Raw genomic sequence first — 11,628 nt, forward strand, 5'->3', positions numbered from 1 at the left:
CTGTACCCCGGACATCTGGAGCTGTTTTGCTCGAATCTCAGGAGAGTGCGTGCTTTAAACTGCCGGAGCAGTCTATTTACCCAGAACGCATGACCCCGAACATCATCCGCAGCGCTACACTCAGCCCGCTTTCCCGAGAACCCGACCTCATGCCTGCTCCGCACACTTCGCGCGTCTGCCGACTGACCAATGCCTTGTGCCTGGGACTAGGCCTTCTGCTGCTGTTCGCGCGACCAGCATCTGCTGTCGCCACGGCACTTACAGGCACTCCGCTGAACGATGGCTACTATGCCATGTACAACCTGAACTTCGCTGCCGCCCATGAGCATTTTCACGAGTGGATGACCACGCACCCTGAGGACCCGCTCGGTCCGGCCTCCGACGCTGCCGCCTATATCTTTAACGAGTTTGATCGGCTGGGCGTGCTCGACATCGAGCTGTTTGCCGACGACGACCGCTTCGAGTCGCGCAAGCCCCCCAGTGTGGATCAAGCGATGAAACAGGGGTTCATGGATCGCGCCGCCCAGACCGACCGCCTGGCCGACGCCGCCCTCAAGCGCAACCCCCGCGACGCCAACGCGCTCTACTCCAAGGCCGTGGTCTCCGGCATGAGGGCCGACTGGGCCTCGCTGATCGACCGGCACGAGTTCGGAGCCTACCGCTACAGCGAGATGGCCAGCGGCTACGCCAAGCAGGCGCTCGCCGTCGACCCGACGCTCTACGACGCCAACCTTGCCGTCGGCATCGAGAACTACATGCTCAGCCTGAAGGCCGCGCCCATCCGCTGGATCCTTGGCATGACCGGAGCAGGCACGAGCAAGGCCGAGGGCGTGCGCCTGCTGAAGCTGACCGCCGAGCACGGCCACTACACCGCACCCTTTGCCCGCCTCATGCTGGCCGTCGGCGAGCTGCGCGACGGACATATTCAACAATGCAAGGAGATACTCATCAGCCTCTCCAAGGAGTTTCCCGGCAATACCCTTTACGCGCGCGAGATCACCCGCCTGCACTGACCGCGTAAAAACTTCTGCGCCAAATGCCGTCACCGTGTAGGCTGATTGCACATCACGCCGAACGGTGAGGTGTGCGACACTGTTCAGCAAGCAACCGCACCACGCAGAGGGCAGCACAGAATCAACACACAGCGATTAACGCTACAACGTAAAGGGTCTTCATCAGAATGCGCATTGCATCAGTCGGCACGGCATACCCCCCTCATCGCTACGCTCAGGCAACCATTACTGAGGCCCTTCGCAACCGCTGGCAGGACAGGATGCCCGAGCCACGGCTGATCAACCGCCTGCACGCCAACTGCGGCGTCGAGTACCGCTACACCGTCTTCCCGCTCCAGACCTACGCCGACCTCTCCGGCTTCGGCCCCACCAACGATGCCTGGATCTCGGCCGCGCTCGACCTCGGCCAGAAGTCCATCACCTCGGCGCTCGACCAGGCAGGCCTGACTCCGGCCGACATCTCGGCCATCTTCTTTGCCTCTGTCACGGGCATCTCCAGCCCCACCATCGACGCGCGTCTCATCAACCGGATGCCCTTCCCGGTCAATATCAAGCGCACGCCCATCTTCGGCCTCGGTTGCGTCGCAGGCGCGGCAGGCATCTCGCGCGCAGCAGACTACGTCCGTGCCTTCCCGAAGCAGTATGCGCTGCTGCTCTCGGTCGAGCTTTGCTCGCTCACCTGGCAGGACAACGACCAGTCCATCGCCAACCTTGTCTCCTGCGGCCTGTTCGGCGACGGCTCGGCTGCCGTCGTCATCGCGGGGTCCGAGACGCCGCTCGTCCAAAGCCCCAACGGCCACAAGCCCGGCCCGCGCATTCTGGACACGCGCTCGACCTTCTACCACAACACCGAACACATCATGGGCTGGGACATCGGCAACCTTGGCTTCAAGATCGTCCTCTCGCCCGACGTGCCCAAGGTCGTCCACGAACACCTGAAGGGCAACGTCGAGAACTTCCTGGCCGACAACGGCCTCAGCATGGACGCCATCTCCAGCTACATCTTCCACTCAGGCGGCCCGAAGGTGCTCGAAGCGATGGAGACCACGTTGAACCTGCCTCCGGACGCGCTCGCTCCTTCATGGAAGAGTCTGCGCGAAGTGGGCAATCTTTCGGCCGCCTCGGTGCTTGCTGTGCTTGAAGATGTACTGACCAACTCGCCCGGCAAGCCGGGGAGCTACAGCATCCTGGCAGCCATGGGCCCGGCCTTCTGCTCTGAACTTGTCCTGCTCCAGTGGTAAACCTCCTGCAACGCAACACGCTCTTTACACAACGCATCTCTCCCTGTAAGTTTGGCTAGACAGATAGGAAGTCATGCCATGGACGACGTCGCCAGCCGCTGCATCGAGATCATCGCCAAGTCGAAGAGCATTCCGCCGGAGTCGGTCACGCTCGCCAGCACCTTCGACGAGCTGAACATCGACTCGCTCGATAAGATCAATATCTCCTTCGAGGTCGAGGAAGCCTTCAACATCGAGATCCCCGACGACGCGCTCGGCAGCCTCAGGACCGTCGGTGATGTCGTCGAAGGCGTCAAGATGCTCCAGCAGAAGAAAGCCGCCACCGCGACGGGTAATCCCGCCAGCGCCACATCCTGAGTCATACCGGCGGAGTGCATTGCTTCACAATCATGCGACGGTCATGTTTTGCTTAAGGGTACGGGTTTACCCGTGCCATCATTGCTGTAAATTCAAAGGGGCTTTAGAGGGTGCTGAAAGAGTCAGTTTTGCTTAAGGGCACGGCTTCAGCCGTGCCGCTAACGCTGCAAAATCAACGCGGCTTTAGCCGCTGAGGTATGCTTTCTTCCCGGCGAGACACTTTTTCAGCACCCTCTTTAGCCCCTGAGGTACGCTAGTCAAAGCCGCTTCATTCGGAAAGGCCGTGCAGTGAATCGAGTCGTCGTTACAGGTCTGGGCTGCGTTACCCCCATCGGCAGCACGCTCGACGACTTCACGCAATCGCTCTTCTCCGGCACGACAGGCATCGCTCCGATTGGTGAAGTCGAAGGCGCACCCGAGGGCAACCCCGGCGTCCGCTTCACCCAGATGGCCCGCGTCCGGGACTTCGACCCGCTCCAATATATGTCCACCGGCACCGCCACTGCGACCGAGCGCGCCGCGCAACTGGGCATCGCCGCCGCGCGCAAGGCCGCCGACCACGCGAATCTGCGGGACGGCCACTCGCTCGAAGAGACGGCCATCATTCTGGGCTGCTCCTGCGCCGGACGCTCCGCTGAAGAGCCGCAGCTTGCCGGGCTCTACCTGCGCAACATCCGCGCGCATCCGCTCACGGTCGTCCGCACCATGGCCAACTCCGGCGCGGCGCAGGTCTCGATCGACCTCGGCATCACGGGCCCAGTCCTGACCATCTCAACCGCCTGCGCCTCCGGCACGCACGCCATCGGACAGGCATTCCACATGGTCCGCTCCGGCATGGTGACAGCGGCAGTTGCGGGCGGCCACGATGCTCCCCTGACCTTCGGCTTTCTGCGCGCGTGGGACTCGATGCGCGTCGTCTCGCCCACACGCTGCCGTCCGTTCTCCACCGACCGCGACGGCATGACGCTCGGCGAGGGCGCGGCCATGTTCGTCCTCGAATCGCTCGAAAGCGCGCAGGCACGCAACGCCACCATCTATGCAGAGATCGTCGGCTTCGGCATGTCCGCCGATGCGCACCACATCACCCAGCCCTCGTCCGACGGCGCGGCCAAAGCCATCCGCATGGCGATGAAAGACGCCAGCGTCCAGCCCTCCGAGATCGGCTACATCAACGCGCACGGCACCGGCACGCAGGCTAATGACGCCACCGAAGCCGAGGCCATCCTCAAAGCTCTCGGCGCCGACATCGCCCCCACGGTCCCCGTCAGCTCCACCAAATCGCTGCACGGCCACTCCATCGGAGCCACCGGCGCAATCGAAGCTCTGGCCACCGTGCTCGCGCTCTACCACGGCCAGCTTCCCTTCACCTTCGGCACCACGCAAGTCGACCCCGCACTCAACCTCGACGTCATCACCGAAGCCCCGCGCCCGCTCGACCCCAACCGCCCCGTCGCACTCTCGAACTCGCTCGCCTTCGGCGGCCTGAACGCCGTGCTCGCTCTCAAGCGATTTTCGCCTTCAGACTGATGCCTCTTTCCACAAATTACTGGCCTCGCAGAATCGTCCGTCATGCCGCCCTGGCAATCGGTTCAGCCATCATCGTCTGGATTGGATACGCCGCAGCGCCTCCACCTGATCTTCGCCACCGCCTGAGCCTGGCAACCGCCTATGCAGCGCTCATCTTTCTGGCTGTGACACTCGCGCTTGGCCCCTGGAGGGTCTTCACCCGCCAGGCCAATCCCATCAGCTTCGACGTGCGGCGCGACTTCGGCATCTGGTCGGCCATCCTCGCGCTCGTCCATACCGGCATCGGCCTCACGGTGCATCTGCGCGGACGCATGTGGATGTACTTCTTTAAGCGCCTCCACCCGCTTGCCATCCAGAACACCGAATTCGGCGCGGCCAACTACGTCGGCCTCGTCTCCGCGCTCCTCTTCGTTCTGCTGCTCGTTATCTCCAACGACCTCTCACTCCGCTCGCTCGGCACACGACGCTGGAAGTCGCTGCAACGATGGACCTACATCGCAGCGATTCTCGCCGTGGTCCACGGAGTGCTCTTCGAGCTTGTCGAGAAGCGCCATCTCCCCTGGGTCATCGTCTTTACGGCGATCGTTGCCATTGCCGCAGCCATACAGGCTGCCGGGTATCTTTTCCGCCGCCGCCGCGTACGTTGACCATCCTGAGGAAATATCCGCGATACCATATCGCCAGATGATCTCCGTCCTCATCCTCACCCGCAACGAGCAGCAGGACCTGCCCGGCTGCCTTGCCTCGGTCGCCTGGTCCGACGACATCCACGTCTTCGACTCCTTCAGCACAGACTCGACCGTCGAGATCGCCAAAGCCGCCGGCGCGCGCGTGACCCAACGCGAGTTCGACAACTGGGCCGCGCACCAGAACTGGGCACTTGCCCATCTTGCCTTCAAACATCGCTGGGTCTTCTATCTTGACGCCGATGAGCGCGTCAGCCCCGAACTCGCCAGCAGTCTACAAACCGCCGCCGCCAACTCCGGTGAAAACGTTGCCTTCCGCGTCCAGCGCCGCGACTTCCTGAACAACACCTGGCTGCGGCACGTGCAGGCTTCGCCCTTCTACCTGCGCCTGTTCCAGCCCGCGCACATGCGCTACGAGCGGCTCGTCAACCCCATCTCCATCGCCGACGGCCCCACGGCCAGCATCGCAGGCTATCTCGACCACTACCCGTTCAGCAAGGGCTACACGCACTGGCTCACGCGCCACAATAGTTATTCCAGCTTCGAGGCACAGCAGATTCTCGACAACCGCCACGCGCACGCCGACACAGGCGGCATCCTGCATCACATGGCCGCGTCGTTCCGCGCCAAGAACTTCCACGAGCGCCGTTTTCATCAGAAGGAAGTCTTCTACCGCCTGCCCGGTCGCCCGTTCATCAAATTCTTTCTGCTCTATGTTCTTAAGCGCGGCTTCCTCGACGGACGCGCGGGCCTGACCTACGCCACACTCCAATCCATCTACGAATACTTCATCGTCCTGAAGACCCGAGAACTGGAACGCGCCCGCGACTAACGCAAAGCGCGCCGCGCAAAATCCATCTGTGCGCCGGAGCAACCTCCACCCCGGCGCACAGCCGGAGCTTACTGCAACTTCACCGACTTTACCTTCAGCGTGGTGCCTTCGACGTCGCCCGTCACGTCCGCGCGCAGATGGTCGGCCTTATCGGAGGCCTTCAGTTGCGCAAGGATCTCCTTGTTGCCATTCGCGTCGAACTTGAGGAACTTCTGGTCCTCGGTCAGAATGCCGTAGCCGCTCTTCGCGCACGCCAGGGCGCACTCGCGCGTGTGTGCGTCAGCATTCGCCGCAGCCTTCTTCGAGCACGACACGTCGATGACCGACACATTGTTGAAGGTTTCAGTGGCGGCAAACGCCGGTGCAGCCACCAGTGCAAATGCCAGTACGGAAGCAAGTAGTTTCATGCGCATCTCCCATTCTCTTCGTTGTGGAACGAACGTTGGTGAACGGCCTTCTCAGACCGCCAAAGCATTCTCTTCACGCGCGGCGGAAAGCTCGGTAAGCACAAATGCGCCCACGGCAATCTCTATATCGCGCACGGCAAGGTCGTAAAACATCCCCGTGGTCACGAGGTTCACTGCAATCGCAATCAGCCAAAGCATCACGATATAGCCGCCAATCCTTGTCCAGCGGCTGAGCACAATCAACCCGGCGACGATCTCCACCACGCCCACAATGTGCATGAACGCCGGCGTACTCAGATGCGTCACCTTGGTTACATCAGGGCCCAGATACATTCCCCAGTCAGTCAACTTGTTGAAGAACTTGTCCAGCCCGGAAATGATCGGCATCACTCCAAGGGCAATCTTCAATGCCCACCAACTGGTCTTCACGCGACCCTTTGCTGTCTTCATCTTCTACCTCACATACATAAAGAGCATGGAGGCGAAGAACGGTTACAAGCCGCAAGGCAAAACCCGTGCCCGCCCAGCAGACACCTCACTCAGGCCACTCAGTCTAACTCCGGAAGGCGGCTTTGTAACCTTTTCGGCGCAGCCCGCTCTCTTCAGTAAGATGCAGCTTGTGGAAGCCATGGCAGTTTCCGTTGCGCGCAAACCCGAAAGCCTGACGGATGAAGAGGTTGTGGCGCGCGTCCGCGCAGGTGAAACGGCGCTCTACGAGGTCATCCTCCGGCGCTACAACCAGCGGCTCTACCGCGTGGCGCGCGCCATCCTGCGCAACGACGGCGAGGCCGAAGACGTCATGCAGGACGCCTACGTCCGCGCCTATGAACACCTTGACCAGTTCGCCGGACGCGCGCCTTTCTCCACCTGGCTCACCCGCATCGCCGTGCACGAGTCTCTGGCCCGGCTCCGCCGCCGCAACCGCATCCAGCAACTCGATGAAACCGAACCCGACGGAGGCGCTCCCATGAACCTCGCGGCCAACTCGCCCGATCCCGAACAAAGCGCATCCGGCGCGCAACTCCGCGAGCTGCTCGAAGCAGCCGTCATGGACCTGCCCGAGAGCTACCGCACCGTCATCATGCTGCGCGACATCGAAGAGATGAGCACCGCCGAAACCGCCGATGCACTTGACCTCACCGAACAGAACGTCAAAGTCCGCCTCCACCGCGGACACGGCATGGTGCGCGCCTGGCTGATGGAACGCCTCGGCGCAAATGCCAAAGAGGCCTTCTCCTTCATGGGCGCGCGCTGCGACCGCATGGTGACAGCCGTGCTGACCCGGCTTGTCGTGGATAGTTAACCTAATTATTTACGATATAGATTGCATTCTCATCAGCAGGACTCTTCATCAGAGAAGGCTGCCAACCCACAGCTACTTCATAGAATCCTGATTCGATCAGGAGCAGTTGCTATTGCCGCTTCGACTCAACATCTTTATAACAGTCTTCCTGGAGGCGTAGTCCCGACGACCTCCTCATCCTCAAGTCAGTCCCCACCATTTTGTTGTCATTGCCTTTGTTGCCAATGTCTTTGTTGTCATCTCATTTGTTGTCATTCCCGAAGGGAATCTGCGTTTCGCATCAGCCCACGCCGGGCTATACCCATGAGGCAAACGTCCATTCTGCGCATTGCAATGCCGGCAGCGGCCCTTACGCCTTCCCCGCCCCCAGCGCGATCTCAGGCCGATGCAGCAAATCCATCACCGCAAGATAGAGCTTGTTGCGCGCATCTAACCGGTCGCTGGCACGCGTGACATAGCGCACAATCACATCCACGCCGGACGACGCGGGCCGCATATCCACCGAAGGCGTTGCGCTGAACTGGCTGAGCCCCTGCTGCCGGGTCGCACGCTTCCACTCCCGCTCCGCCTGTTCGGAATCCTGCTCCGTCACCTTCGTCACGGCGTCGCGAATTGCCCCGACTGCCTTCTCCGCATCCACACTCGGCGGAATATTGACGCTGATCTCGTCCCACATCCACTGCCCTGTCGTCGAGAAGTTGAAGTACTGCCCCGTAATCGCGAAGTTGTTGATGAACGTCACGCGCCGCCCTGTGGGGTGGCCCTTATCAGTCCAGTTGCCCGTTTCGAGCAGCGACGTGCGGAACAGGCCAATCTCGACCACCTCGCCGCCCACGCCGTTGATCTCCACCCAGTCACCCACGCGGATGCCGTGCTTGCCCATCAGCACAAACCAGCCGAAGAACGCGAGGATGAAGTCCTGAAACACCAGTGTGATTCCCGCCGTCGTCAGGCCCAGGATGGTCGGCACCTGGCTCGGCGGCCCGAAGATGACCAGCAGCAGCAGCAGCAGCGTCACCACCTGGATGCCCAGCGTAGCGATCGTCTCAAGCGTCCGCAGCCTGCGCTTGTCAGCAATCGACCGCATAAGCGCGCGCCGCGTGCCTTCCGTCAACAGCGCCGCCACCAGAACCAAAAATGCAATCCACGCCAGCGATTGCAGAATCAGGTGCGTGACAATTCTGTGCTGTAGCGCAACCTGATCGTGCCACCGGCTGTAGACATCGGAGAGCTGCTTCTGTGTTTCGATGCGGTCGTCGAGAATACTGTGAATCTGCGCCAGCGCGTGGAGACCTGCCATCCGCGTCACGCGGTCCTTCACCGAGCCGTCGTCGCCCGCGCCTGCTTCAGCCGTCTCCTCGCCGGCCTTCTTTTCAAGCGCACCGTGCTGTACCGTCAGCGAAGCAATATCAGCGTCAGCCTCCGCCTTCGCCTGTTCCAGCAGCCCCAACCGGTTCCGCTGATCGAACCACGAAGACACGCGCCTTGCCAGCGTTCTCCTTGCCTGGGCCGAGACGATGGCAGGCTGCGCGGCGGCGGTGTCCTGGCCCTCGTCATACTTCTTCATCGCGGCCTCGCGCGTGGTCAACTCCTGCTGAATCTGTCCGCGCTTGTCGCCGCTCATCCGCGCCAGATCATCGGTCGCGTCATTCAGTTCGTCGGTGTCGAGTTGCAACTGCGCCTTCAGCAGGTCCAGATCGTCGGACTGCGCCACCACGCCGTCCTTACCCTTCAGTGAGGCGGCCAGCGCATCCACCTTCGCCTGGTCTTCCTTGACCAGCGTCTGTAGACCGGCCACTTTCTGCTGCAAGGTCAGCGCATCGCCGGTCAGCGTTCTGTGCTCAAGTGACGCTTGACGCAGCGCCATCGCAAACGCCTGGTCCACCTCGTGGTCGGCCAGCCGCTGCGCCTCCTGTGCCAGCCGCTTCTCTTCAGCCGACTTTGCCAGCGGCGCCAGCGCCTCGACCGTCTGCCACGGCCGCTGGTCCACCAGCCCTTCTGCTCCCTTGGAGCGCAGAAACGGCAGGTTGGACATCGCCCCCCTCGTCAAAAAGCCAGCCACCAGAAACACCGCCAGCACCACCGCCGGGACCGCAATCGCCGCTCTGCGTAAAACCTTCATCCTTAAACCCTACACAAACTGCGCGTGTTCCTCCTGTCCCCCAAAAGTCACACCTCGACGGCGCGCAAATCCGTTCCAGCCCGGCTAAACTGACATTGAGCGCCCCGGGCGCACGGCTCTTCGTGTGTCTGCTTGTCCTGCGTCAATCAAAGGAAACTAAAGGAGTTTTATCGTGTGCGGCATAGTCGGCTACATCGGTCCCCAGCCCGTCGTCCCTGTCATCATTGAAGGCCTGCGCCGCCTCGAATATCGCGGCTACGACTCGGCCGGCATCGCCGTCGCGGGCAACTCCGCCGGGCTCGAACTACGCCGCGCTCCCGGCAAACTGCACAACCTCGAAACCGTCATCGCCAACAGCCCCATCCACGGCACCTTCGGCATCGGCCACACCCGCTGGGCCACCCACGGACGCCCCACCGAAGAAAACGCCCACCCCCACCGCGACTGCACCGGCTCGCTCGTCGTCGTGCACAACGGCATCGTCGAAAACTACCTCGCGCTTAAATCCGAGCTCACCAGCAAAGGCCACACCTTCGTCACCGAAACCGACACCGAGATCATCGCCCATCTCATCGAAGAAGAGATCAAGCAAGCGGGTGCCCCATCTTCGGCGACAGCATCATCGTCTCCTAAGATGGGGTCTTCAAATTCAATCCCACTCGAAGAAGCCGTCCGCCGCGCCGTCAAGCGCCTCACCGGAGCCTTCGCCATCGGCGTCCTCTCGGCCAACGAGCCCAACAAGCTCGTCGCCGCGCGCATGGGTCCGCCCGCCGTCATCGGTATCGGCGACGGCGAGTACTTCCTCGCCTCCGACGTCCCCGGCATCCTGCACCACACCCGCAACATCCACTTCCTCGCCGACGGCGAACTCGCCGTCCTCACTCGCGAAGGCGTCGCGCTGACGGATTTTCAAGGTGCGCCCATCCCATTAAAAGTCCAGCGCATCACCTGGGACCCCATCCAGGCCGAAAAAGCCGGCTACAAGCACTTCATGCTCAAGGAGATCAACGAGCAGCCCCGCGCCATCCGCGACACCACGCTCGGCCGCGTCTCCCTCGACACCGGCCACGTCTTCCTCGACGACCTCGACCTCACTCCCGCTGACATCAAATCCGCCAGCCAGATCACCATCGCCGCCTGCGGCACCTCCTGGCACGCCGGCCTCGCAGGCAAGTTCATGATCGAGCGCCTCGCCCGCCTGCCCGTCGATGTCGACTACGCCAGCGAGTACCGTTACCGCGACCCCATCGCCGACCCGCACGCCATCGGCCTGCTCATCACCCAGTCCGGCGAAACCGCCGACACCCTCGCCGCCCAGAACGAACTCATCAGCAAGGGGAGCAAGACCCTCGCCATCTGCAACGTCGTCGGCGCGGCCATCACGCGCAAGGCCGCCGGAACCATCACCACCAACGCCGGCCCGGAGATCGGCGTCGCCTCGACCAAAGCCTTCACCGCGCAGCTCACCGCGCTCTTCGTCCTCGCCCTGCACCTCGCCCAGACGCGCGGCACCATCTCCGACGCCGACTCGCTCCACCTCGTCACCGAACTCAGCAAAGTCCCCGGCAAGGCCGAAGACGTTTTGCGCTCCGTAGACGACCAGTGCCAGCAGCTAGCCAAAATCTTCCACACCGCAGACGACTTCCTCTTCCTCGGCCGAGGCATCCACTACCCCATCGCCCTCGAAGGCGCGCTCAAATTAAAAGAGATCAGCTACATCCACGCCGAAGGCTACCCCGCCGGCGAGATGAAGCACGGCCCCAACGCCCTCATCGATGAGGAGCTTCCCGTAGTCTGCATCGCCACCAAAGACCCGAACGACCCCTCGAGCGTCCTCAAGTACGAAAAAACCCTCTCGAACATCCAGGAAGTCACCGCCCGCTCAGGCCGAGTCATCGCCATCGCCATCGAAGGCGACGAAGAGATCAAACACCTGGTCGAACACACCATCCACATCCCCCAGGCCCCCGAACTCATCCTACCCATCCTCGAAGTAGTCCCCCTCCAACTCCTCGCCTACCACATCGCCGTCCGCCGCGGCTGCGACGTGGACCAGCCAAGGAATCTAGCCAAAAGCGTTACAGTGGAGTAGCTTGTATACCATGTGGTTCTGGGGAAACCTAACAATTCTGAAGGGTTT

The 11,628-nt window shown here is 62.0% G+C and carries 11 protein-coding genes; 8 read left to right on the forward strand and 3 right to left on the reverse strand.

The window, feature by feature from the left end; genetic code table 11:
- The first annotated feature begins 149 nt into the window (after nucleotides 1-149).
- From VFU66_RS05755 to VFU66_RS05780, 6 genes are all read left to right on the forward strand, one after another.
- Entirely contained in the window at nucleotides 150-1,013 is an 864-nt protein-coding gene (locus VFU66_RS05755) for a hypothetical protein (protein WP_326445285.1), read from the forward strand.
- Nucleotides 1,014-1,180: 167 nt separating this feature from the next.
- Nucleotides 1,181-2,254, forward strand: coding sequence for a type III polyketide synthase (locus VFU66_RS05760; RefSeq protein ID WP_326445286.1), 1,074 nt, complete (start codon nucleotides 1,181-1,183; stop codon nucleotides 2,252-2,254).
- A 78-nt stretch (nucleotides 2,255-2,332) separates the two neighbouring features.
- Nucleotides 2,333-2,611 (forward strand): acyl carrier protein, encoded by a 279-nt coding sequence (locus VFU66_RS05765; RefSeq protein ID WP_326445287.1) that lies wholly within the window; start codon nucleotides 2,333-2,335, stop codon nucleotides 2,609-2,611.
- Nucleotides 2,612-2,899: 288 nt separating this feature from the next.
- The gene (locus tag VFU66_RS05770; protein ID WP_326445288.1) at nucleotides 2,900-4,138 is read left to right on the forward strand and encodes a beta-ketoacyl-[acyl-carrier-protein] synthase family protein; all 1,239 of its coding nucleotides are present in this window, start codon (nucleotides 2,900-2,902) and stop codon (nucleotides 4,136-4,138) included.
- Nucleotides 4,138-4,785 (forward strand): hypothetical protein, encoded by a 648-nt coding sequence (locus VFU66_RS05775; RefSeq protein WP_326445289.1) that lies wholly within the window; start codon nucleotides 4,138-4,140, stop codon nucleotides 4,783-4,785. Before VFU66_RS05770 ends, VFU66_RS05775 begins: the two co-directional genes overlap by 1 nt.
- A gap of 37 nt (nucleotides 4,786-4,822) precedes the next feature.
- Nucleotides 4,823-5,656 (forward strand): glycosyltransferase family 2 protein, encoded by an 834-nt coding sequence (locus VFU66_RS05780; RefSeq protein ID WP_326445290.1) that lies wholly within the window; start codon nucleotides 4,823-4,825, stop codon nucleotides 5,654-5,656.
- A 68-nt stretch (nucleotides 5,657-5,724) separates the two neighbouring features.
- On the opposite strand, the gene VFU66_RS05785 is transcribed toward VFU66_RS05780, so the two are convergent.
- Together VFU66_RS05785 and VFU66_RS05790 are read right to left on the reverse strand one after the other, a co-directional pair.
- Nucleotides 5,725-6,063, reverse strand: coding sequence for a hypothetical protein (locus VFU66_RS05785; RefSeq protein WP_326445291.1), 339 nt, complete (start codon nucleotides 6,061-6,063; stop codon nucleotides 5,725-5,727).
- A gap of 51 nt (nucleotides 6,064-6,114) precedes the next feature.
- Complete coding sequence (locus VFU66_RS05790; RefSeq protein WP_326445292.1) at nucleotides 6,115-6,513, reverse strand: DoxX family membrane protein; 399 nt, start codon at nucleotides 6,511-6,513, stop codon at nucleotides 6,115-6,117.
- Between the two features lie 178 nt (nucleotides 6,514-6,691).
- Between VFU66_RS05790 and VFU66_RS05795 the strand changes: the two genes are divergently transcribed.
- Nucleotides 6,692-7,366, forward strand: a complete 675-nt coding sequence (locus VFU66_RS05795; RefSeq protein ID WP_326445293.1) for an RNA polymerase sigma factor — start codon at nucleotides 6,692-6,694, stop codon at nucleotides 7,364-7,366.
- Between the two features lie 349 nt (nucleotides 7,367-7,715).
- Here VFU66_RS05795 and VFU66_RS05800 read toward each other — a convergent pair whose 3' ends face one another.
- Nucleotides 7,716-9,488: a mechanosensitive ion channel family protein gene (locus VFU66_RS05800; protein WP_326445294.1), complete on the reverse strand. Its 1,773-nt coding sequence runs from the start codon at nucleotides 9,486-9,488 to the stop codon at nucleotides 7,716-7,718.
- Between the two features lie 172 nt (nucleotides 9,489-9,660).
- Between VFU66_RS05800 and glmS the strand changes: the two genes are divergently transcribed.
- Nucleotides 9,661-11,580 carry a glutamine--fructose-6-phosphate transaminase (isomerizing) gene (glmS, locus tag VFU66_RS05805; RefSeq protein WP_326445295.1) on the forward strand — a complete coding sequence of 640 codons (1,920 nt, stop codon included), beginning with the start codon at nucleotides 9,661-9,663 and terminating at the stop codon, nucleotides 11,578-11,580.
- Nucleotides 11,581-11,628 lie beyond the last annotated feature (48 nt).

This window comes from Edaphobacter sp. (assembly GCF_035763405.1).
Classification (GTDB): domain Bacteria; phylum Acidobacteriota; class Terriglobia; order Terriglobales; family Acidobacteriaceae; genus Edaphobacter.

What these genes read in the sequence shown, in the direction of transcription:
- VFU66_RS05765 (WP_326445287.1), top strand. Translation starts at nt 2,333, where the DNA reads ATGGACGACGTCGCCAGCCGCTGCATCGAGATCATCGCCAAGTCGAAG.
- VFU66_RS05760 (WP_326445286.1), top strand. Translation starts at nt 1,181, where the DNA reads ATGCGCATTGCATCAGTCGGCACGGCATACCCCCCTCATCGCTACGCT.
- VFU66_RS05785 (WP_326445291.1), bottom strand. Translation starts at nt 6,063, where the DNA reads ATGAAACTACTTGCTTCCGTACTGGCATTTGCACTGGTGGCTGCACCG.
- VFU66_RS05790 (WP_326445292.1), bottom strand. Translation starts at nt 6,513, where the DNA reads ATGAAGACAGCAAAGGGTCGCGTGAAGACCAGTTGGTGGGCATTGAAG.
- VFU66_RS05780 (WP_326445290.1), top strand. Translation starts at nt 4,823, where the DNA reads ATGATCTCCGTCCTCATCCTCACCCGCAACGAGCAGCAGGACCTGCCC.
- VFU66_RS05800 (WP_326445294.1), bottom strand. Translation starts at nt 9,488, where the DNA reads ATGAAGGTTTTACGCAGAGCGGCGATTGCGGTCCCGGCGGTGGTGCTG.
- VFU66_RS05775 (WP_326445289.1), top strand. Translation starts at nt 4,138, where the DNA reads ATGCCTCTTTCCACAAATTACTGGCCTCGCAGAATCGTCCGTCATGCC.
- VFU66_RS05755 (WP_326445285.1), top strand. Translation starts at nt 150, where the DNA reads ATGCCTGCTCCGCACACTTCGCGCGTCTGCCGACTGACCAATGCCTTG.
- VFU66_RS05795 (WP_326445293.1), top strand. Translation starts at nt 6,692, where the DNA reads ATGGCAGTTTCCGTTGCGCGCAAACCCGAAAGCCTGACGGATGAAGAG.